This is a genomic window from Mesorhizobium neociceri (assembly GCF_013520985.1).
Taxonomy (GTDB): domain Bacteria; phylum Pseudomonadota; class Alphaproteobacteria; order Rhizobiales; family Rhizobiaceae; genus Mesorhizobium; species Mesorhizobium neociceri.
In genome coordinates this window covers 13,399-35,551 of record NZ_JACDTY010000024.1, presented here as the reverse complement: position 1 = coordinate 35,551, position 22,153 = coordinate 13,399, and the positions used below count along the sequence as shown (strand labels likewise).

The following is a 22,153-nucleotide window of genomic DNA, read 5'->3' as shown; positions in this document are numbered from 1 at the left end:
TCTCCATTCCGCATCTGTGTTCGCTGGGCTTAGGGGCGTTTCTTACAGCTTGCATGAAGACGAACGGGGCGCGCCGAATTTTTCGGCGCCCGTCTGGCTATGGGAGCAGGGCATGCCGACGCGCGAGGGGATCGACGTTTCGCACTTTCAGAACGAGGCCGGCGGCGGCGGAGCCAGCGCAATCAAATGGGCGCGGGTTCGCAATGCCGGGGTCAAGTTCGCGATCATCAAGATATCCGAGAAGACCAGCAAGGACGCATTCGCGGTCCGCAATATCGCCGATGCCAAGGCAGCGGGATTGCTGGTAGGGGGATATCACTTCCTGCGCAACACAGCTTCGGGCGCCGACCAGGCGCAGGCCTTTCTCAACACGGTCTCGTTCCGCAGCGGCGATCTCATTCCCTCGCTCGACATCGAAGTCATTCCCGAATCGCCTGCGGCGCGGGCTGCCTATGTCCAGAAGGCGAAGGACTGGGTCGCTGCGGTGCGGTCTGCCCATAATGGCCGCTGGCCGTTCATCTACACCCGCGCCAACATCTGGCAGGCGCTGGGCAATCCGACCGGCTTCGGCAACTGCCCGCTCTGGCTCGCCCGCTACAGCTCGAGCCCGCCGCCAATACCGTCGGGCTTCACCAGCTATGCCATCTGGCAATTCAGCCAGTCGGGCAGCGTCGACGGGGTCACCGGCAAGGTGGACGAGAACCATCTGGCGATGTCCTTCGCCGATTTCCGCTCGCGCTACAGCCTGTAGGCAGCGATCCGGCATCGGATCGCCGGGGGGACGTCAATTGTTGGGGGCCTGACTGTGCTTCGCATCTTTTGTTTCGCACTTGCTTTCGCCGTCGTCACGGGACCGGCCTTCGCGGAAGACGCCGCTGTTGCCGTCCCGAATGTCGGCCAGTTGGGCACCGAACTTGCCGCGCTCGCCGTGATCGTGCTGGTGGTGGAAAGCGCGCTCGCCACCATCTTCCAGTGGCGGCTGTACCGGATGCTGTTCAACAATCGCGCCGTGAAGACACTGGTGATGGTGGCCGTGGGCCTGACCGTCGTCCTTGGCTTCAACTACGATGTCTTCGCCCTGCTGATCGCACAGGTCACGCCCAGCGGCACGCAGGCTACAAGCTGGAGCCCCAAAATATCGACAGTCCTGTCGGCGCTTATTATCGCCGGTGGGAGCGCCGGCGTGAACACCTTGCTGCAGCGGCTTGGCATCCGCAGCCCGATACAGGCCGAGCCGGAGCGGCCGGTGCTCAACAAGGATCAGGCCTGGATCTCGATCCGGGTGACACGCAACACGGCGGTCGGGCCGGTGCAGATCGCCGTGCGCGAACTGGCCGATGACGCCAAGGCGCCGGCGACGCCCGCGCTGGCCGGCACCCTCGTTGAACGGACTTTCTGGGAAACGGTGCGGGAGGCGTTCATGGCCGACGCGATGCGGTTCCCGAGCTATGGCGGGCGCACGGTCACATCAGGGAAAACCTATGAGATCCTCGCCGTGGGGACGCGGCTGGTGCCGGTCAACGGTGTCAGCCAGAAAGAGGATTTCTCCGTCCCCGTCTACACCGGCAGCTTTGCCTCGCAGGCCATCGTCGACTTCAGCGTCACCGTTTAACGCCACTCATTTGGGGAGACAGCCATGACCACCGCCATGCAGGATGCGATGATCTGGATGAACAAGAATTTCGGTGCGGACATCGACGCCGCGGTCGCCGGCACGCCGATCACCAAGAATTTGCTGATCTCGATCGGTATCCAGGAAACCTTCTACATCTGGGCGAAGATGTACAAGACGGCAACGCCGGAAGAGGTGCTGGCCGTCTGCGTCGGCGACACGATCGATTTCCCCAAGCGCGCGTCCGCCTGGCCGAAGGACCGGGCCGACCTCGAAAGCCATGCCAGGGGCAAGGAGATGTTCAAGGTGGCGCGCGCCGCTCTGGTGCGCATTGCCGCGATCAATTCGGGCTACAAGGTAGCCGTGAAGAAGGCAGACAAATTCTGCCACGGCTTCGGCATGTTCCAGTACGACATCCAGTTCTTCGACGGGGACAAGGATTACTTCATCAATGAGAAATGGGCGACCTGGAAAGGCACGCTCAGCCGCGGCATGTCGGAACTCACGGCGCAGACAAAGGCGGTCTACGGAGCCGGCAAGAAAAGCCTGACGCATGATGAAAGCGTCTATGTCGCCATCGCCTATAATCAGGGCGCGACGAAAACCAAGAAGAACATGGCCACCAGGAAATTCAAGCAGGGCTACAAGGACGATCTGGGCGTCTTCTATGGCGAGCACATCGAAAGCAATCTGAAGGCCACGAAGGGCCTTTGGTGAGGCCTTCTCAGGCGGCTTCCCTATCACCTTGCTCAACAGAGACCAGGTCCCGGCGGCTGTACTGGCGCGGCGAACAGCCCATGACGCGCTTGAACGCGGTGCTGAAGGCGCTTTCGGATTCGTAGCCGAGCGCCAGCGCAATGACGGACACCGGATCGCCGGAATGCATCAGCCTGTCGCCGGCCAGCATCATGCGCCACCGTGTCAGATAGTCCAGGGGTGAGGCGCCGACCGTTTCCTTGAACCTGAGCGCAAAGGTCGAGCGCGACATGCCGGCGCGCTCGGCCAGCTTCTGCAGCGTCCAGCCATGCGCCGGGTCCTCATGCATGGCGGCGATCGCCGCGCCGATCTGCCTGTCGGTCAGCGCGAACAGCCAACCGACGCTGTCCCGAGCCCCCATATGCAGGCGCAAGGCCTCGATCAGGATCATGTGGGCGAGATGCTCGACGATGAGAAAGCCGCCCGGCTGCCGCTGGCGCAACTCCTGCATCATCCGCTCCACCGGCCAGCGCAGCGCCGAATGGTCGCTCTCCGCGCGGATGTGAACGATGGGCGGCAGCATCCGCAACAGGATGCCGGCATGGTCGCCGGACAGCGCGAAGCGGCTGCTGACCAGCAGGAAATCGCCGCCGCCATTATGGGTGGTGATGCCGCCGGTGCGCGCCGGCGAGAAGATCGTGCTCGCATCGACCGTCGGCAGGCCGAGATCGCTGGCAAGCCGGAAAGGCCGGCCGCGCGGCAGCAGGAAGCAGTCGCCGGCGTCCAGCCGCACCGCGTCGGTGACGCCTTCGACCGACAGCCAGCACCGGCCGTATACCACGGCGCCGCATTTGATGGCGGCCTGCTGGTCGGGAAACTGGATCGCCCAGTCGCCACCGGCTTCCAGCCCGGCCGACAGGTAATTGCGCGGCTTCAGCAGCGACAGCACGTCGGATAGCGGATCCATGAGCATTCTCGGACGATTGCGAAGATATCTCGGACTTTACAGCATAGATCGTATGATCTCAACCGCTTATCTCCTTCGGCAACAGGGCTGCTTATGCGGCCTTCGACGAGAACCAAGGAGAAATCATCATGCGTGTGTTCGTGACCGGCGCCACCGGTTTTGTCGGTTCGGCCGTTGTGCGGGAATTGCTTGGGGCGGGCCATCAGGTGCTCGGTCTCGCGCGCTCGGAAGCGGGTGCGAAGTCGATCGTCGCCGCGGGCGCCGAGGCGCATCGCGGCGATATCGAGGATCTGGACAGCCTGCGCAGCGGCGCTGCCCAGGCGGACGGCGTCATCCATACGGGCTTCAACCACGACTTTTCGAAATTCGCCGCCAGTTGCGCGGCGGACCAGCGCGCCATCGAAACGCTCGGCGCAGTGCTGGAAGGTTCGAAGCGGCCGCTGCTTGTCACGTCCGGACTCGCCGGGTTTGCGCAAGGAAAGCCGGCAACGGAAGATGACAAACCCGCGCCGCCATCGGCCTCCTTCCCGCGTGCTTCTGAAGCAACGGCCATGGCGCTTGCCGTGCGCGGCGTGCGCGCATCGACGGTGCGGCTTGCGCCGACCGTCCACGGCGACGGCGACCACGGTTTCGTGCCGATGCTGATTGCCATTGCGCGGCAAAAGGGCGTCTCGGCCTATATTGGCGACGGCACGAACCGCTGGGCCGCGGTGCACCGGTCCGACGCCGCCACGCTTTACAGGCTGGCGCTGGAGAAGGGGATCGGCGGCGTCAGCTATCACGCGGTTGCCGAACAGGGCGTGGCGAGCAAGGAGATTGCCGAAATCATCGGCCGCCGCCTCAACCTGCCGGTCGTCGTCAAGAGCCCTGAGGAGGCGGCCGGGCATTTCGGCTTCCTCGGCCATTTCATCGGCAGGGACTTGTCGGCTTCCAGCGAGCAGACCCGCAATGCGCTGGGGTGGGCGCCGACCGGACCGGGGCTCATCGCCGATCTCGACCGGCCCCGCTATTTCGAGACCTGAACAGATCAGGGCCAGCTGCGTTGCCTGCCCGGATTGCGCTGCCTTGGTGCAAATCATGCCCGCCGGTGCGATGTGGGAAAGTCCTGTGCCAATCGCCTGCGATGACAACGGTCGTTGCCGAATGCACCGGCGCACCAAAAGGCAATCGGAACGGCCTTAGGCTCTTAGAGGTCGCCTTTCCTGATTTTGCCGTAAACGATATTTCGGTTCGAGCCATAATATACTTTCGCTTCGAAAGAGCTCCCGCCGAGGGCGGCATTGATGATGTCCGACATATCGTCAGCCGAACGCAGGATGAGTGGCCAATCCATGAAGGTCTCCATGTAACCATCCGTCGTGATCTCGTCGCTGAAATTGGCAAACAGGAATTCGCCTCCAGGCTTGACGAGTTCCATGGCTCGTTGCAGCAGGCGGACGCCGATGGCACGCGGCAGGTAATCGTATAGCCCCGATGCGTAGACGAGATCGAATGTGCCAAGAGCGTAGGCGCGGCGAAGAATGCCGCGTACAGAGCCGTGGAGTGCCTCGACTGCCGTGCCGGCAAAGTCGTGGTTCACCGTGGCAACGCTGACAGGGTCCTGGTCCAGGCCGACCCAACGTTGCAATTTGCGCTTGGCCAACGCGTCGGAGCGTTCGGCTTCCCTGAGGTGGCCGCAGGCAATCGCCAGCACCTCCGCCTTTGCCACACTGCTGGCCGTCTCGTCCACGGTCCTGGCCAGAATATCCCGCCGCTCGCGCCCCGCCACCGAACTGGCAGCTTCACTGGTGTACGCGTAAATTTGCCGACCAAGTAAGGTCGACGAAGCCACGATATCGTCGGCAGTGGGATGCTTGTAGTAAATATCCAGCAGGCCAGCATCGCCTGAATACCCGCGTGGTTTCTCGACCGACCAACGCGTGAACGGGTCCTGGATCAAATATTCCGCGACACGATGCTGCTGAGCCAAGGGAACGAGTTTCTGCCAGACCGCGGGAGCAACCTGCCGGCGGAGCCTATGGAGTCTGCCCGCCAGGCGATGGACGATGGGGGCGGCAGGTCTGTGCCGCATGAAGGCTTGATGAGCAAGATCCAGTATCAGGGCGAGCTGGGCCGTGCTGTCCCTCAACTCGTCGGAGTCGGCCGTCTCTTCAGAGGTAGCGGCATGTTTTTTCATCAGTCTGGTGGTGACGAGGCTGTATTCGTCGAGCTGCAATTTTGGGTCGATAGGCATGCCGTTTCTCCGGTTTACCCCGCCCGGTCCACGGCAAACAGCATAGGTGTGTCGCTGCATGATGCGAACTATTTTAATAAAATTTTAATAAAACTTTAGCCAATTGAGCAGTCATCCGCCCTCCTGAACCGGCTAAATCCGAACCGCCTGTTTACCGTCGGTTAGCGACATCCGACTTTTCCTGCGGACAGTGGTGCCTTCATTCTCCGACGGCAGGCGACCTCGGCTATTGCATTCGCTACTGCAGATCGCGGAGGAGCGGTGCAATGCAACTGAGCGAGGACGTTGCCCAGAAGGTGGCGGTTGCGATTGCACGCCCGCGGTGGCATTCGGCCGATCCGGAACTCCTGGCCCTGTTCCTGCAGAAGGATGCCGATGAAAATCGCAGTCTCGTGCGATGGGGTATTGCGGCTGCTGTAGTCAGCTATGTGGCCTATGGCCTGTTCGATTGGTTTCTTTTTCCGGATATCGCCGATCGGCTTATGTTGACCCGCGTTACGCTAGGGATCACTTCCCTGGCGCTTGTCGAATTTGTCGCCCGACGGGGCTTCGCCCTTCCCACCTTGCACCTCGTAGCAGCGCTGGCGATTGTATCCGGTGCCCTTGGATGGCTCGTCTCCGCTCTTGGAACAGAGCATCAGGATGCCCTCTCCCATTTCATGGTTTTTGGCACCGTATTTATCCTGGGTGCGAATTTGTTCTTCAACTTCCGGTTTTGGCTTTCGGCCATAGCCTCCGCGACGGTCGCCGCAAGCTTTGTGTACGCCGCGATGTTCTCCCTTCAGGCCGACATCGCAGGCCGGGTCGTGCTGTCGGCCTATTTCGTGAACTGCCTGGTGTTGTCGCTTTATCTTTCCTGGCGACTGAGCCTGGAGCGCTACCAGACGTTCCTGCACGCACTTCGGGCACAGATTCAGGAGCAGGCTGCTATCAGGAAGGGGCAGAAACTAACCGAAATAGCGGATACGGATCCGCTCACGGGAATGAAAAACCGGAGGGCGATCATTCGGGAATTCTCGGAGCTGCGCGAAGACTGGGCTGCGGACGACGACGAGATAGGCCTCATTCTGATCGACGTCGACTATTTCAAAAGGTTCAATGACGGACTTGGCCATCAGGCCGGCGACGATTGTCTGATCAAACTCGCCCACGTCCTTTCCGAGATGGCGGCTTCGAACAACGCCGTCGCGGCACGCTATGGCGGAGAAGAATTCGTCATTCTCTGCAAGGTCACCGGACGGGCTCACCTTCATGAAATAACGCAGCAATTTTGTCGCGCCGTGGAGGACTTGGACATCTACCACCCTGATCGGGGCGACAAGCTCAACATTGTCACGATCAGTGCCGGAGCCTCGTTGACGCGCGCCGATCAGAGCATAGAACTCAGAATCCTGCTGCAGGAAGCGGACCGCGCACTCTATGCGTCCAAGTTTGCCGGTCGGGCTACGTTCACAATTTACGACCCGCACGCCACCGGCCAGGATCGCTCCGGCGAAAATCTTTCAGAACTGCTGACGCTGGCAATTTCCGATCAGCTCGTTTCTGTCGCTTACCAGCCAATATTCGACCTGACGTCCGGACGCGTGCTGGGCCACGAGACTCTGATGCGGCTATGCGACTTCGACGGCACCATGATCAGTCCGTCCGTATTCATTCCCGTTGCCGAGCAGACCGGAGCGATCGTGGAACTGGGTATGTGGCTGATCGATCGAGCCTGTGGTGACATGGCGGAATACGGATTGGGCTCGGTCGTGACCGTGAACGTATCTGTTCTTCAGCTCAAGGTTCCCAACTTTTCACTCCGGATCACCGAAGTCCTTGCCCGGCACGGCCTTGCGCCACAGAAACTGGCCATCGAAATCACCGAAGGCAGTGACATCTTTCTGGAGGCGCAAGCGGTAAGAAACGTGGAACGGCTGCGAAAATTGGGCGTTCAGATCTGGCTGGACGACTTCGGAACGGGATTTGCCGGCCTTACATGGCTCCGTCGGTTTAGATTCGACGTAGTCAAAATCGATCGCAGCTTCCTCCACGATTGCCAGACGTCTCGTGGCTTGAGCCTGTTGCGGGACATGGTCGGACTGCTTCGCAATCTCGGCCATGTCGTGCTCGCCGAGGGCGTTGAAACGGAAGAGCAGTACATGCTGCTGCAGCGCCTGGGGGTGCATTTGATGCAGGGCTTCCTCACCGGGCATCCGGTCCCGATCGAAGAAGTAGAGCAAATCAGGCAAGGCCTCGTTGCCTAGCAAGTGCCGATCGACATGACCACTGAGCCGGAATTTTCCCATGGCGGGAAGAAATTTCCTCGGGCGTTCGAGCAAAGTCTCAACTCAGCGGAAACTCGCACCTCGGAGTAGCTCACGGGAACCGTCGGCCTCATATGACCGTGAACGGTGTAGATACCCGCGGCCGAGAGCAATGATAGCTTTGATCCGATTGACGAATCGTCGCAACAGAGAGTTGATATTGCGCAGGGTGCTAAAAAGGGACGAGGATCACGTGAAAAATTTGCAGCAAAAGCTTCAAGACAGCCGAAATGGGAACGCCGTTCTCTTCTGCGGTGCTGGCTTCACAGCGGACTGCTTGAATTTCGAGGACGACCCAGCACTTGGCGTAACGTTTCATCTGCTCAGTATGATAAATTCCGAACTCAAGGAAAAAGGAAAACAGTCCGGATTCGAGATATAAAAAATGCGGCCAAACGATTCAAATTAGATTTCGGCGTGTTTAGCCTAATGGATATGCTGAAAAATAGATTTCATATAAGTAGGATTTCATCTTCGATCGAATCTATAATGGAATTTCCTTGGACATCAATTTATACGACAAACTATGACAATGGTATTGAAATTGGGCTTCAGAATATACGAAAAAAACATTCACCCCTCAATAATCTGGCTGATCCCAGCAGTCCGACGTCAGGAGTTCCCGTTGTTCATCTTCATGGATTCGCCGAAGCTTGGACCAACGAAAACTTCGAGCGAAGCTGCATTCTGGACGCGGATTCCTATCGAAATCTTACTGGTGTCAGCAATTGGATGGAACGCCTTCGTTCCGAAATTGAGCGCGCCGAAATCGTAGTTTTTTTAGGTTTTAGTGCAGCTGATTTTCATCTATCGCAAGTTTTTTTCAACGCGACTGGCTTACAGAACAAGGCGTTCTTCATCAACCGACCGACCGCCTCTCCGGATCCAGATGAGCGCGCGACCCAAGAAGAATTTGGCGAAGTCCTCTACACAGGTCGGGAGGCGTTTGCCGATCAGATCTTGCAGATACTTAAACAGGACGCCCCTAAAGAACCTCCCCTTGCGTCTTTCGAGCGCTTTGTCCTACCCGAGACGACAACATCTGTCCCGCCTGTTGCCGCTATCGAGGACTTATTCATTTGGGGAAAGGTCGAGAGGTCGCAAATCAAACGCGATTGGGATGTAGGAACGTCTGACTACCACGTTCTTCGAGATGAAGCAGCCAAGATCGTCGAGCATTTGAATACACGCGGGAACATCGCATTTGTTCACGGCGACATCTGCGAGGGAAAAAGCTTGGCCATACTTGGAGCACAGATCCAAATCGCTCGTGGTCGACCCGTCTTCCAACTCAAACATTTCTATTCGGATCTGCTTAATGAGGTATCGTCCATCTTCGCATCGTATCCTGATGCAGTGCTAGTGGTAGAGGGGTGCTTTGCCCTGCGCGAGGATAGATTAACGGCCCTTGTTCGCCAAATTTCAGCGAGCGAGGGTGGCATGATATTATCAGCAAGAAGCATCGCAACAGAGGCAGAATCAGAAAAGTTGAGGGTGATACGCACGATCCCATCAGCCTCTGATATTCGCCTGGGGAAGGTAAAAGGCTCTGAAGTCGATAGCTTGATCGCTCTCATTGATCAAATCGCCGGCTGGCGAGAATTTAGCGCGTTGACCTTAAGTGATCGCCGAAGGTTTATCGAGCGAGATTGCGGAGGTGTCTTCCCAAGCGTTCTGCTGCGCCTACTCAAGTCGAAATACGTGCGGAACGCCTATCTAGCGGAATACAACAAACTTAGCGGGATTGATCTTAACGACAAGCGCATGATGATCACCGCTCTAATTTCGCAGGAATAGGATTTGACGCACCAACGTCTTTTCTTAGTGAAGCGTTCGAAAAAGACTGCTCAGCTACCATAAAGAGAATATCTACTGATACGGATGGCCTGAAGCTTGTTCGCGTAGACGGATATTTCGTAAAGACGATACCATCAATCGGGGCAAGAAACCTTGCGTCAAGTGTGATAGATGACAAAGAAATTGTGGACACGACGATATACATACTTAATTACATAAGAGGCAAATATAGAAGAAGTGAATTCGATAACCACATATTCACTCAACTGATGCGTTATTCTATACTTGCCTCCGTTGTTAGCGATGACGGCGAGATCAATCGTTTCTTCGACAATATATCGAAGGTATCTTATTTCAGAGAGCTTCCTCTATTTTGGCTTCAATGGCACATGGCAATGAGTGCCCAAGGAAGCTGGCTGAAGGCTGAAGAATACCTAGTAATGGGGTATACGGCTGCAGATGCTTACGACAAGAAAAGAGGTGACAAATTCAACCGGAAACAGCTTGAAGACCGAAAAGCAAAGTTTCTTGCTGCCCGCGCTATGGCAACCAGCCGAGCGGGCGCTGAACTGTTCAGAGACATGAAAGAAGCGATCGACATTGTCGGACGCCTAATGCGAGACGCGCAACTTTCCCATCATCCATACGAGACGCTGCTGCAAATCATGCGGGTAATCGAGGCGAAAGGCGCGACTATCCCCAAGGATCTTGCGAAAATTCTTGCTGGGCAGCTTACAGAGATTATAGGTCGAGCCACGGCTAGAGTCGGCGTCGTTCCCGAAGGCTATCAGCGCAACCATGCCACATCAGCGATGAATGATATAGAACCCATCGCAGCACTTCTGTGATCAAGTCGACCTCACTTTACCCGGCAACTTTAGCGCCACACAAAACTGCACGAAAGTGAATTTAGTGCGGCGGGATCTTCCGCCGTATTCGTTCAAGGCAAGAGAGAAATAGGTTCGCGCAGTGCCGGCAGTGTGGCCCATCCATTTCAGACACATAAATCCAAGATCGAGAAAGATAGAGAGAAAGCCTCACGGCCGAAGGCTCAAGATGGCGGAGAGGGAGGGATTCGAACCCCCGATGGGCTTGCACCCATGCCGCATTTCGAGTGCGGTGCATTCGACCACTCTGCCACCTCTCCGCGGTCATGGTCGGCCGTTGCCGGCGCGGCGCACTAGATAACGGCTGGGCGGGCAGGTTACAAGGCCAAATCCATCGGGAATTCAGCTTCCTGTGCGGGCTTTGCCGGGAGGGCTGCGTTGCGGCCACGTCGGCAGGTGGGGCCAACCGGTCTCGACCGGAGGGATCGGGCGCGGCAAGGAGGCCGCATGGCCAAGGATTCCGCCCGTTTGCCTTGACTCGCACCAAACCTTCGGTTAGGGGAAGCGCGCAATCGGCGTGGAGGGTTCTTCCACGCCGCTTGTTTTTCGAACCCGCAGACTGACAAAAAGACGGCCGAACCGCGTGACGCGGTTCATCAAGGCCGACCGAACAGCGAAAGGCAAAAAATGTTCGCAGTCATTAAAACGGGCGGTAAGCAGTATCGCGTTGCCGCCAACGATCTCCTGAAGATCGAAAAGCTCGAAGCCAATGTCGGCGATATCGTCGAAATCGGCAGCGTCCTCGCCCATGGCGAAGGCGAAAATGTCACCTTCGGCGCACCGTTCGTCGATGGCGCTCTGGTCACGGCGGAAGTCGTCGAGCAGGGCAAGAACCGCACCGTCATCGCTTTCAAGAAGCGTCGCCGGCAGAATTCGCGCCGCAAGATCGGCCACCGTCAGCTTCTGACCACCGTGCGGATCGCCGAGATCCTGCTGGATGGCGCCAAGCCTTCCAAGAAGGCCGCCGCCAAGGTGGAAGCCAAGGCTGACGTAGCGCCCGAGGCGAAGGCCGAGGCCGCGCCGAAGGAGGCCAAGGCCAAGAAGGAAGCCAAGGCTGAGACTGCCCCGAAGGCAGAAGCCAAGGCCGAGACCGCCGTCGCTGCGCCGCTGTTCAAGGCGCCGAAGGGCGAGCCGGACGATCTGACCGTGATCAAGGGCATCGGCCCGGTCGCTGCCAAGGATCTGGCCGAGCAGGGCATCATCACCTTCGCGCAGCTGGCCAAGCTGACCGACAAGGATGTCGCCAAGATCGACGAGCACATGCCCTTCAGCGCCGACCAGATCAAGGACTGGCGCGAGCAGGCCAAGGAACTGGCGAAGAAGTAAAAACGGACCGGCGACAAGGTCGCCGGATCGGACTTGAAACGGAACGCGAACGCGTTCATAAGACCATTCAAGCGCCCCCAGGGCGCATCGGAGTTAGTTAGATGGCACACAAGAAAGCTGGCGGCTCGTCGCGCAACGGTCGCGACTCGCATTCCAAGCGTCTGGGCGTGAAGAAGTTTGGCGGCGAAGCCGTCATCCCGGGCAACATCATCATCCGTCAACGCGGCACCACCTGGCATCCCGGCGTCAATGTCGGCATGGGCACGGACCATACCCTTTTTGCGCTTGAGACCGGCGCAGTCACCTTCAACAAAAAAGCCAACGGCCGAACCTACGTATCGGTCAACCCGATTACCAAAGCCGCGGAGTAGCCGGTTCCGCACTATAAAACCGGCGCCCATCTCGGGAACCGGTGTCTGGCCAAACCAGTGAATGGAGCCAGGAAAAGGATCAGGGGAGATGGGTTTTCCATCTCCCCTTTTTTCTTGCCTGGAGGACGTCAAATGGTTGCCGAAGCGGAAGACACCGAAGACGAAAGTTACGCGATAGACTGCCCGGTGCTGGCCACCGAACGGCTGGTGATGCGCGCTCCCTGCGAAGCCGATATCGCGCAACTGGTCGAGCTTGCCGACAACCGCCATGTCGCCGAAATGCTGGCCCGCATGCCGCACCCCTATGGCGAGGCCGAGGCGCGCGCCTTCCTGGCCATGACGAGGTCGCGCCGGGCCGGCATTGCCTACGCGCTGACGCTCGCAGGTACCGACATTTTCGTCGGCTGCGCCGGCCTCAACATGACCGATCGCGGGCTGGAACTCGGCTACTGGATCGGCGAGCCTTACTGGAAGCGCGGCTATGCGACGGAGGCCGCGCACGCGCTGGTCGACCTGGCCTTCCAGCGGACGTCGACGCAGGTGCTGCAGGCCTCAACCAGGGTCATCAATCCGGCCTCGCGCCGGGTCATCCACAAATGCGGCTTCCAGTATGCCGGCCAGGGCATGTTGAACTCGATCGTCGCCGGCCAGGTGCCGGTCGAGCGCTATAGGTTGGATAGGAAGACGTGGATAAGCCTGCGAAACTGGGTGCATTTTTAATGAGCGCTCTGAAAATGCGCGCCTGAACAAGGGCCCCCCTCACCCGGATTGCCAGCCGAATTGCGAAGAGCAATTCGGGGCAATCCGACCTCTCCCCGAGGGGAGAGGAGCCTGCTGGCGCGGACGCTAAGTCTCTTCTCCCCTCGGGGAGAAGGTGGCCGCGTAGCGGCCGGATGAGGGGGCAGCCTACATAAGCGATTGGCGTGAGCGACGCTCAGCCCATCTCGACCCAGACCGGCAGGTGATCCGACCCGACGGCTTTCTGGTCGACCCACAGGCGCTTCAGCGATCCGGCGAGCGAGGCCGAGGTGAAGATGTAGTCGATGCGTTTGTGGCGGCTTGTGTCCTCGGGCCGGTTCGGATCGACCCAGGTGACGAGATCGGGCGTATCGAGGCGCTGGGCGACATCGACGGCAAGATCGGCGGTCAGCGGCATGCCGAACTCATGGTCCGGGCGGCCGACGAGTTCGACATATTCGGAGGAGCCGGGCAGCATGTTGAAGTCGCCCATGACGATGAAGGCTTCCGGGTAGGGCAGGTCCGGCAGGCCGATTTCGGGAATGCCGGAGAGACCGCCGCCCTCCAGGGCATAGTTTAGCAGCCGCTGGCGCAGAAAACGGATCTGGCTGGCGCGTTCAACCGGACTGCGATGGTCGAGATGGGTGGAATAGAAGCGGACGAAGCCGAGCGGGGTCTCGATCAGCGCCTCGAGCGCGCCACGCTGGAAGTTCATCGCCTCCAGGCTGCGGCTGCGCGGCAAGAGCAGATTGCGCGACAGTTGGATGGGCGTCTTCGACAGCACCATGTTGCCGAGCTGGAAGGTGGTGGTGATGGCGCGGCCGGCCTCCAGGCGCGAGCCGACATTGACCTCGAAATTGCTGCCATAAGCGGCAAAATACTCGGGCAGCGCTTCACCGATCTCGGCCACCATGTCGCGGTTGCCGTTCCTCGGATTGTTGCGGGTGACTTCCTGCAGCGCGATCACGTCGGCGCCGCGCACCGCATCGGTGATACGGCCGAGATCGTAGCGGCCATCGAGACCGATGCCGTACTGGATATTATAGGTAACAATTTTCATTCCCACGCCCCCCACGCTCCGTCCCGCGAACACTGCTACCGCTTCCCCGGCAAAAGGGCATCCGGCGCTTTAGTCGCAAATCGGCCTCGCCCTTCGCCGCGCCTTGGTTTAGAGCAAGGCGCAAAGTTAGAGCAAAGCCGCAAGGCCAACAGTAGAAACTGCGTAATCCAATGAAATTTCTCGATCAGGCCAAGGTCTATATCCGCTCTGGCGACGGCGGCGCCGGTTCGGTGTCGTTCCGGCGCGAAAAATTCATCGAGTTCGGCGGCCCGGATGGCGGAGATGGCGGCCGCGGCGGCGATGTCTGGCTGGAAGCTGTCAACGGTCTGAACACGCTGATCGACTATCGCTACCAGCAGCATTTCAAGGCCAAGACCGGCGTCCACGGCATGGGCCGCAACATGACCGGCGCCAAGGGCGCCGATGTGACGCTGAAGGTTCCGGCCGGAACCCAGGTGTTTGCCGAGGACAATGAGACGCTGATCTGCGACCTGACCGTGGTCGGCCAGCGCTTCTTGCTGGCCAAGGGCGGCAATGGCGGTTTCGGCAACCAGCATTTCAAGACCTCGACCAACCAGGCGCCGCGCCGCGCCAATCCGGGCCTGCCTGGCGAAGAGATGAACGTCTGGCTGCGGCTCAAGCTGATTGCCGATGCCGGCCTGGTCGGGCTGCCCAATGCCGGCAAGTCGACTTTCCTGGCGGCGGTGACCGCGGCCAAGCCGAAGATCGCCGACTACCCCTTCACCACGCTGCATCCCGGCCTCGGCGTCGCTCGCATCGACGCGCGCGAATTCGTCATTGCCGATATTCCGGGCCTCATCGAAGGCGCGCATGAGGGTGTCGGCATCGGCGACCGCTTCCTCGGCCATGTCGAGCGCACGCGGGTTTTGCTGCACCTGGTTTCGGCGCAGGAGGAAAACCCGGGCAAGGCCTACAAGACCGTGCGCGCCGAACTCGATGCCTATGGCAATGGACTGACCGAGAAGGTCGAGATCGTGGCGCTCAGCCAGGTCGACATCCTCGATGCCGATGAGCGCAAGAAGAAGGCCGCGTCGCTGAAACGCGCCGCCGGCCGTACGCCAATGCTGTTGTCGGCGGTCACCGGCGAAGGCGTCGAGGCGGTGCTGCGTGCGCTGATGGCGGTGGTTGGCGAGGCGCGCGACAGGGCTACGGCTCCCGTTGAGACCCGCTGGAATCAATGGCGATGACGGCACAATCGCTGAAAAAATACCGGCGCATCACGGTCAAGATCGGTTCGGCCTTGCTGGTCGACCGGACCAGCGGCCTGAAGCGCGACTGGCTGGCCTCGCTGGCCGACGACATTGCGGTGCTGGCCAATGGTGGAGCAGAGATCCTGGTCGTGTCGTCCGGCGCCATTGCGCTCGGCCGCACCATTCTGGGGCTAGGCAAGAGGGCGCTGAAGCTGGAAGAAAGCCAGGCGGCTGCGGCCGTCGGGCAGATCGCGCTGGCCGGCGCGTGGTCGGATGCGCTTGGCAAGGGCGCGCTGAAATCCGGCCAGATCCTGCTCACCCTCGGCGACACCGAGGAGCGCCGCCGCTATCTCAATGCCCGCGCCACGATCTCGACGCTGCTCAAGATGAAGGCGGTGCCGGTCATCAACGAGAACGACACGGTGGCGACCTCCGAAATCCGCTATGGCGACAATGATCGGCTGGCGGCGCGGGTGGCGACGATGATGGGCGCCGACCTGCTGGTGCTGCTCTCCGACATTGACGGCCTCTACACGGCACCGCCCGCCCGCGATCCGCAAGCCAAATTCATTCCGGTCGTCGACCGCATCACGCCCGATATCGAGGCGATGGCGGGGGCGGCCGCGTCCGAACTGTCGCGCGGCGGCATGCGGACAAAACTCGACGCCGGCAAGATCGCCACCGCCGCCGGCACGGCGATGATCATCACCTCGGGCACCAGGCTGTCGCCGCTGATGGCGATCGAACGCGGCGAGCGCGCCACCTTCTTCCGGCCGAGCACCAATCCGGTGAAAGGCTACAAGACCTGGATCGCCGGACAGCTCGAACCGGCCGGGCGGCTCACCGTCGATGCCGGCGCCATCGGTGCGCTGCTGTCCGGCAAGTCGCTGCTGCCGGCCGGGGTGAAGCTGGTCAGCGGCAATTTCTCGCGCGGCGACACGGTGGCTATCCTGTCGCCTGAGGGACGCGAGATCGCGCGCGGGCTGGTTGCCTACGATGCCGCAGATGCCGTAAGGATCGCAGGCCTGAAGACCGCCGAGATCGAGACCGTGCTCGGCTACGAGGCGCGCTCGGCGATGATCCACCGCGACGACCTTGTGGTGAGCGGCGCGGGTGACCAGATACGGGCTGCCGATCCGCTATGGGCCGGAAGCGACGTGAGCGGAGGATGAGCCATGCTGAAGCTGCATGAAAAATCCGGGGATGACACTATCGCGCTGATGGCCGATATCGGCCGCCGTGCCCGCGCTGCCGCCCGACCGTTGGCCATCGCCACCACCGCCGCAAAGAACGCCGCGCTTGTCGCCATGGCCGACGCGATCATTTCGCGGGAGCAGGACATTCTCGACGCCAACGCCATCGATGTTTCGAATGGCCACGAATCGGGCTTGTCCTCCTCCTTCATGGACCGGCTGAAGCTCGATCCGGCGCGCATCCGCGCCATGGCTGACGGCATCAGGGAAACCGCCGAACTTAGGGATCCGGTGGGCGACGTGATCGCCGAATGGGACAGGCCGAACGGTTTGCAGATCGAACGCGTGCGCACGCCGCTCGGCGTCGTCGGCGTCATCTATGAGAGCCGGCCGAATGTGACGGCGGATGCCGGCGCGCTCTGCCTCAAGGCCGGCAATCCGGTGATCCTGCGCGGCGGCTCGGACTCGCTCAATTCATCCGCCGCCATTCATGCCTGCCTGGTGGAGGGCCTGAAGGCCGCCGGCCTGCCGGAAGACGCCATCCAGCTGGTGCCGACCACCGACCGCGCCGCCGTTGGCGAGATGCTGAAGGGGCTTTCCGGCAACCTCGACGTCATCATTCCGCGCGGCGGCAAAAGCCTGGTCGGGCGCGTGCAGAGCGAGGCGCGGGTGCCGGTCTTTGCCCATCTCGAAGGCATCTGCCATCTCTACATCGACCGCTCGGCCGACCTCGATATGGCGGTGAGGATCGCGGTCAACGCCAAGATGCGCCGCACCGGCGTCTGCGGCGCTGCCGAGACTTTGCTCGTCGACCGTGCCGTGGCGTCAACGCATCTGGTACCGATCCTCGACGCGCTGCGCGCTGCCGGCTGCGAAATCCATGCCGATCTCGAGGTGATGAAGTTGTTCTTCGATGCCCAGCCGGCGACCGACGCCGACTGGGTGACCGAATATCTCGACGCCATCATCGCGGTAAAACTGGTCGACGGGGTTGCCGGCGCCATCGACCATATCGAGACGTTTTCCTCGCACCATACCGAGGCGATCATCGCCGAGGACGCAAAGGCGGTGGAGCGCTTCTTCAACGAGATCGATTCCGCAATCCTTTTGCACAATGCCTCGACGCAGTTCGCCGATGGCGGCGAGTTCGGCATGGGCGCAGAGATTGGCATCGCCACCGGCAAGATGCATGCGCGCGGGCCGGTCGGCGTCGAGCAGCTGACCTCGTTCAAATACCGCGTGCGCGGGTCGGGACAGGTGAGGCCTTGACGCAGTTCGTCGTTAGAGCGTGAACCGTTGCGCCCAGGCACCCCCCTCTGTCCTACCGGCTGCGGCCCTTCGCTGTCGCTCCGGGCGTTCGCCGTTCGGAAAGTCAAGCAATTGGCTTTCCGTCCGCTTCGCGGACCACGCCTCACCCCCCTCAAGGGGGGAGATTGGCCGTCATCTGTGATTTCGCCAATCGTCGCCGTTGGAAAATGGTCGCCATCGCCGAAACCGCTGATCTCCCCCCTTGAGGGGGAGATGCCCGGCAGGGCAGAGGGGGGTGCCTAGCACCATGCTGTCGTCCCCTCAGCCCGCCATCCCTTCCCGCTACCTCCGCATGCCGCATGCCGAAAAAGGCCTCGCCGTCGGCCTGTTCGGCGGTTCGTTCAACCCGCCGCATGCCGGCCATGCGCTGGTGGCCGAAATCGCACTGCGGCGGCTGGCGCTTGACCAGCTGTGGTGGATGGTGACGCCAGGCAATCCGCTGAAGAGCACGCGTGAGCTGGCGCCGCTGAGCGACCGGCTGCTTCAGTCGGAGCAGATCGCCAAGAACCCGAAGATCAAGGTCATCGCCTTCGAGGCGGCGCACCATATCCGCTTCACCGCCGACACGCTGGCGCTGGTCAAGGCGCGCAATCCGGGCGTCGATTTCGTCTGGATCATGGGCGCTGACTCACTTCGCGATTTCCACCGCTGGCAGCGCTGGCGCCAGATCGTCATGACCTTCCCGATCGCCGTCATCGATCGCCCGGGCGCGACGCTGTCTTTCCTGTCGTCGGTGGTCGCCAAGACCTTCGACTACGCCCGCGTCGACGAGGGTGATGCGCCCAGGCTCGCCCGCATGAAGGCGCCGGCCTGGACCTTCATCCACGGCCCGCGCTCGTCACTGTCGTCAAGCGCCATTCGCAGCGCTGCGAAGGGGTAGGGCGCAGACTTCCCTTTCTCCCCTTGTGGGAGAAGGGAAGACCTGCACATGTCGCTTTTGCAGCGGCCTTTCGCAGGCGGGTAGGCGATGCTCTCCGGAATATGGCCACTCTCAGTAATACCAAGACCGACTCTGACGATCATGGCGCCCCACCGGCGCCGGTGATTGCCATTGCCAGCGTCGTCATGTCGATGGCGCTGATCGCGGTCGGCAATGGGTTGATGTTTGCCTATATCCCGGTCCGCCTTGGCGTCGAGCATTTCGATCCGACCTGGGCCGGGCTGATCATCACCGGGCTTTCGGCGGGCGGGCTTGCCGGCTGCATCCTGACCGGGCCGCTGGTGCGCCGCGTAGGGCACGCCCGCGCCTTCATGGTGCTGTCGGCGCTGATTGCGCTGTCCAACGCCGCCATCGGCGCCGGAACCTACCCGCTGCTGTGGATCGCGGCGCGCGCGCTCTATGGTTTTGCCATATGCGGCTTGTTCATCGTCGCCCAGAGCTGGCTCAACGACGCCGTCGCCAATGCTATCAGAGGCCGGGTGATGGCGGTGTTTTACGTCGCCTATGTCGCCGGCCTCGGCGTCGGCTATGCCCTGCTGGCGGCGGTCGACATCGCGTCGGCGCAGGCGCCGCTGATCGGCATTGCGTTCACTGCGGTGTCGATCCTGCCGGTCGGGATGACACGGCTCGCCCAGCCGCCGCCACCGCGGGCCGCGTCCGTGGCGCTCGGCCGCGCCTGGCGGATCTCACCGGTGGGCGTGGCCGGAATGCTTGCCGTCGGTGGCCTGTCGATGGCGATCGCCGGCTTTGCGCCGATCCATGCCACGGCCAAGGGCTACAGCCAGGCCGATGTGGCGCTGCTGCTCTCGGCGATGCCGGTCGGCACGCTGATCCTGCAGATCCCGCTCGGCTGGATCTCGGACCGCACCGACCGCCGCTACGTGCTGGCAGGTGCCGCGGCACTCGCCACCGTCGCCGGCCTGCTCGCCATCGGCTTCGACGGCGGGGCGCTGATGGCTCTCGTGGTGATCTATGTGATTTGGGACGGCGCCTCGGAATCGATCTATTCGCTGGCCAGCGCGCATGCGGCCGACCGCGCCGGCAAGGACGACATGGTGGCGTTGTCGAGTTCGCTGCTGTTTGCCTGGTCGCTGTCGGGTTTCATCGTGCCGGGCATCGTGACGGCCCTGTCGGCTGTCTATGGAACCCAGGCCTTCATCTATGTGGCCATCGTCATCGCCACCGTCTTCTGCCTGTTCGTGCTGTGGCGGGTGGCGACGACGCGCGCCGTGCCCGCCACCGAGACCGGCAGTTTCGCGCCGATGTCGGCGCAGGCGCCGTTGCCGGTAGAACTCGCTTACGCCCCGGAAGAGCAGCGCTAGAGCAATTACAGGAAAAGTGTGAAGCGGTTTTCCCGGGAAAAGCGCGTAGCGCTTTCCCTTGGAAATTGCGAAAACAAAGGAGCAATTCCACCGACCTACTGCCTGGTAGCGGAAGCCTGCTGCCGGGCTTCCGGCGGTGGTGCCGGAACCGAGATGGCCTCGGCGTCGAAGGCCTGCTTGACGCGTTTGGTGAGATCGGTCTGGGTGGCGAAAAAATCCGCCGCCGACGTCCAGTAGCGCAAGGTGATGGCGACACTGGCATCGCCGACAGTGGCGACAAAGGCAATCGGCGCCGGCTCGCGCTTGACGCGGCGCTCGCCACCGGCGACGCCCAGCATGGTCTTCTGCGCCAGGTCGATGTCATTCCACGAGCCGATGGTCAGCGTGATGTCGCTGCGGCGCATGCCGTTGCGGGTAAAATTGCGCACCGGTTGGTTCCACAGCGTCGAATTGGGCGCCAAGACGTAGACGCCGTCTGTCGTGCGAAGCTTGGTGGCGAACAGGCCGATCTCCTCGATGGTGCCGGCAATTGCGCCGACCTCGACATATTCGCCGATGCGGAATGGCCTGAGCGCCAGAAGCATGATGCCGGCGGCAATGTTCTGCAGCGTGCCTTGCAGCGCCAGTCCGATGGCAAGGCCTATGGCGCCGATGGCCGCGATGATCGAGGCCGTCTGCACACCGAACTGGCCCAACACCATGATAACGACGAGGATCAGGATGGCGTAGCGCACGATCTTCGAGAAGAAATGACGCAGCGTCGCGTCGAAGCCGTGAATATGGCCGAGCCCGGTAAAGATTGCGCGTTCGGCGAGGCCGGCGACGATATAGCCGACGACCAGCAGGATGATGGCGCCGATGGCGGAGAAGGAATAGGAGACGATCAGCGTGCTGAGTTGCGCAAGCCCTGCCTGCACGGTGAGAAGCGTGTTCTGGGGGTCGATAGGCATCAGGAGAATCCGGTTGGGGGATGGGTCGATAACCCCCGCGGACGCCATGGGTTCCGATTTTTTTGAAGCTCGACGGAACCGCAACGCGGCCGCCATGTTCGCGCTGCAGGGCCTGCGTCTTGAAACTGCAACGGAACTCTGCCTATCTATGGGGTGTCACCTGATTTCATGGGTGATTTGGTTGTTCTTGCTGCGAAAGGAAATACACTGAGAACAGCACTGCGGAAGAAGGCCGACATCGTGCCTTCGCCGGCCGGGATCAGCGTAAACGACGCCGTGTCCCGCGCCATCACGACAGTCCTTGCCAGTCTGGAAGACTCCAAGGCCGAAAACATTGTCTCAATCGACATTCAGCGGAAATCGAGCCTCGGCGACTATATGGTCATCGCGTCGGGCCGATCGCACCGTCATGTCTCGGCTGTTGCCGACCATCTCCTCAAGGCGCTCAAGGATGCCGGGCTCGGCATGGCGCGCGTCGAGGGTCTGTCCGGTGCCGACTGGGTCCTGATCGATTCTGGCGACATTATCGTCCATGTCTTCCGCCCCGAAGTCCGCGAATTCTACAATCTTGAAAAGATGTGGCAGGCGCCGGATCTCGAGGAAGAGACCTTGCACTGAGCTCCGTCTCATGTCGTAACCGTCGTGGGTGCGACATGGATTGAAAGCTCGGCGAGGCAGGGATGAAGATATCAGTTCATGCCGTGGGCCGGATGAAGACCGGCCCCGAGAGAGAGTTGGCCGACCGCTATTTCGAGCGTTTCGCCAAAAGTGGCCCGGCGATCGGGCTCGAATTCTCTGGTGTCGCCGAGATTCCCGAAGGCCGCGCCCAGAACGCCAATGAGCGCCGCCGCGAGGAAGGCCAGAGACTGCAGGCGCAGCTACAGCCGGGCACGGCGCTGTTCCTGCTCGACGAACGTGGCAAGAACCTGACCTCGGACGATTTTGCCACCCGCATCGGCCAGCTGCGCGACGGTGGCCGCAAGGCGCTGGTCATCGCCATTGGCGGCGCCGACGGGCACGACCAGCCGCTGCGCGACCAGGCCGATCTGGTGCTGTCGTTCGGCGCGGCGACCTGGCCGCACCAACTGGTGCGCGTCATGTTGGGCGAACAGCTTTACCGGGCGGCGACGATTCTTTCAGGACATCCGTACCATCGTTCGTAAACCGGTGGACTGACGCCCGCCGTACGGATTTCCGCCCCAATGCGCCGCTGTTTTATGCTACGCTTCCGCGCGA

21 protein-coding genes and 1 tRNA gene are annotated in these 22,153 nt (G+C 61.1%); 17 read left to right on the top strand and 5 right to left on the bottom strand.

The annotated features are described in order from the left end of the window. Positions 1-112 precede the first annotated feature (112 nt). From H0241_RS30420 to H0241_RS30410, 3 genes are read left to right on the top strand one after another with little or no spacing between them, the layout of a single operon-like run. Positions 113-751 carry a glycoside hydrolase family 25 protein gene (locus H0241_RS30420; protein WP_181061456.1) on the top strand — a complete coding sequence of 213 codons (639 nt, stop codon included), beginning with the start codon at positions 113-115 and terminating at the stop codon, positions 749-751. Between the two features lie 54 nt (positions 752-805). Beyond that, entirely contained in the window at positions 806-1,612 is an 807-nt protein-coding gene (locus tag H0241_RS30415; protein WP_181061455.1) for a hypothetical protein, read from the top strand. Positions 1,613-1,636: 24 nt separating this feature from the next. After that, positions 1,637-2,329, top strand: a complete 693-nt coding sequence (locus H0241_RS30410) for an SH3 domain-containing protein (protein WP_181061454.1) — start codon at positions 1,637-1,639, stop codon at positions 2,327-2,329. 7 nt (positions 2,330-2,336) lie between these two features. On the opposite strand, the gene H0241_RS30405 is transcribed toward H0241_RS30410, so the two are convergent. Then, positions 2,337-3,275 carry an AraC family transcriptional regulator gene (locus tag H0241_RS30405; RefSeq protein ID WP_181061453.1) on the bottom strand — a complete coding sequence of 313 codons (939 nt, stop codon included), beginning with the start codon at positions 3,273-3,275 and terminating at the stop codon, positions 2,337-2,339. 128 nt (positions 3,276-3,403) lie between these two features. Between H0241_RS30405 and H0241_RS30400 the strand changes: the two genes are divergently transcribed. After that, positions 3,404-4,297: an SDR family oxidoreductase gene (locus H0241_RS30400; RefSeq protein WP_181061452.1), complete on the top strand. Its 894-nt coding sequence runs from the start codon at positions 3,404-3,406 to the stop codon at positions 4,295-4,297. Positions 4,298-4,461: 164 nt separating this feature from the next. Here H0241_RS30400 and H0241_RS30395 read toward each other — a convergent pair whose 3' ends face one another. After that, entirely contained in the window at positions 4,462-5,508 is a 1,047-nt protein-coding gene (locus tag H0241_RS30395; protein WP_181061451.1) for a class I SAM-dependent methyltransferase, read from the bottom strand. A gap of 266 nt (positions 5,509-5,774) precedes the next feature. Here H0241_RS30395 and H0241_RS30390 point away from each other — a divergent pair, with 266 nt between their 5' ends. From H0241_RS30390 to H0241_RS35875, 3 genes are all read left to right on the top strand, one after another. Next, positions 5,775-7,754, top strand: coding sequence for a putative bifunctional diguanylate cyclase/phosphodiesterase (locus H0241_RS30390; protein WP_181061450.1), 1,980 nt, complete (start codon positions 5,775-5,777; stop codon positions 7,752-7,754). Between the two features lie 549 nt (positions 7,755-8,303). Next, the gene (locus tag H0241_RS35880) at positions 8,304-9,611 is read left to right on the top strand and encodes an SIR2 family protein (protein ID WP_235984564.1); all 1,308 of its coding nucleotides are present in this window, start codon (positions 8,304-8,306) and stop codon (positions 9,609-9,611) included. A 164-nt stretch (positions 9,612-9,775) separates the two neighbouring features. Then, on the top strand, positions 9,776-10,459 hold the full coding sequence (locus tag H0241_RS35875; protein WP_235984563.1) for a hypothetical protein: 684 nt from the start codon (positions 9,776-9,778) through the stop codon (positions 10,457-10,459). 209 nt (positions 10,460-10,668) lie between these two features. On the opposite strand, the gene H0241_RS30380 is transcribed toward H0241_RS35875, so the two are convergent. Next, positions 10,669-10,758: transfer RNA gene (locus H0241_RS30380), tRNA-Ser, on the bottom strand. A gap of 367 nt (positions 10,759-11,125) precedes the next feature. Between H0241_RS30380 and H0241_RS30375 the strand changes: the two genes are divergently transcribed. From H0241_RS30375 to H0241_RS30365, 3 genes are all read left to right on the top strand, one after another. Next, the gene (locus H0241_RS30375) at positions 11,126-11,824 is read left to right on the top strand and encodes a 50S ribosomal protein L21 (protein WP_181061449.1); all 699 of its coding nucleotides are present in this window, start codon (positions 11,126-11,128) and stop codon (positions 11,822-11,824) included. 101 nt (positions 11,825-11,925) lie between these two features. Further along, the gene (gene rpmA / locus H0241_RS30370) at positions 11,926-12,195 is read left to right on the top strand and encodes a 50S ribosomal protein L27 (protein ID WP_015315190.1); all 270 of its coding nucleotides are present in this window, start codon (positions 11,926-11,928) and stop codon (positions 12,193-12,195) included. A gap of 132 nt (positions 12,196-12,327) precedes the next feature. Then, positions 12,328-12,915, top strand: coding sequence for a GNAT family N-acetyltransferase (locus H0241_RS30365; protein ID WP_181061448.1), 588 nt, complete (start codon positions 12,328-12,330; stop codon positions 12,913-12,915). A gap of 214 nt (positions 12,916-13,129) precedes the next feature. Here the strand turns inward: H0241_RS30365 and H0241_RS30360 are convergent, their stop codons facing one another. After that, the gene (locus H0241_RS30360) at positions 13,130-13,993 is read right to left on the bottom strand and encodes an endonuclease/exonuclease/phosphatase family protein (protein WP_181061447.1); all 864 of its coding nucleotides are present in this window, start codon (positions 13,991-13,993) and stop codon (positions 13,130-13,132) included. Between the two features lie 170 nt (positions 13,994-14,163). On the opposite strand from H0241_RS30360, the gene obgE reads away from it, so the two are divergent. From obgE to H0241_RS30335, 5 genes are all read left to right on the top strand, one after another. Continuing rightward, entirely contained in the window at positions 14,164-15,201 is a 1,038-nt protein-coding gene (obgE, locus tag H0241_RS30355) for a GTPase ObgE (protein ID WP_181061446.1), read from the top strand. Further along, positions 15,198-16,376 (top strand): glutamate 5-kinase, encoded by a 1,179-nt coding sequence (gene proB, locus H0241_RS30350; RefSeq protein ID WP_181061445.1) that lies wholly within the window; start codon positions 15,198-15,200, stop codon positions 16,374-16,376. The genes obgE and proB overlap by 4 nt, the downstream gene beginning before the upstream one ends. 3 nt (positions 16,377-16,379) lie before the next feature. Beyond that, positions 16,380-17,666, top strand: coding sequence for a glutamate-5-semialdehyde dehydrogenase (locus H0241_RS30345; protein ID WP_181061444.1), 1,287 nt, complete (start codon positions 16,380-16,382; stop codon positions 17,664-17,666). 286 nt (positions 17,667-17,952) lie between these two features. Continuing rightward, a complete protein-coding gene (locus tag H0241_RS30340; protein ID WP_181061504.1) occupies positions 17,953-18,585 on the top strand; it encodes a nicotinate-nucleotide adenylyltransferase in 633 nt (210 codons plus the stop codon). A gap of 101 nt (positions 18,586-18,686) precedes the next feature. After that, entirely contained in the window at positions 18,687-19,967 is a 1,281-nt protein-coding gene (locus H0241_RS30335; protein WP_181061443.1) for an MFS transporter, read from the top strand. Between the two features lie 95 nt (positions 19,968-20,062). Here the strand turns inward: H0241_RS30335 and H0241_RS30330 are convergent, their stop codons facing one another. Then, positions 20,063-20,917: a mechanosensitive ion channel family protein gene (locus H0241_RS30330; RefSeq protein ID WP_181061442.1), complete on the bottom strand. Its 855-nt coding sequence runs from the start codon at positions 20,915-20,917 to the stop codon at positions 20,063-20,065. 240 nt (positions 20,918-21,157) lie between these two features. Here H0241_RS30330 and rsfS point away from each other — a divergent pair, with 240 nt between their 5' ends. Then, a complete protein-coding gene (gene rsfS / locus H0241_RS30325) occupies positions 21,158-21,535 on the top strand; it encodes a ribosome silencing factor (protein ID WP_181061503.1) in 378 nt (125 codons plus the stop codon). Between the two features lie 62 nt (positions 21,536-21,597). Continuing rightward, positions 21,598-22,080, top strand: coding sequence for a 23S rRNA (pseudouridine(1915)-N(3))-methyltransferase RlmH (gene rlmH / locus H0241_RS30320; RefSeq protein ID WP_181061441.1), 483 nt, complete (start codon positions 21,598-21,600; stop codon positions 22,078-22,080). The last annotated feature ends 73 nt before the right edge of the window (positions 22,081-22,153 follow it).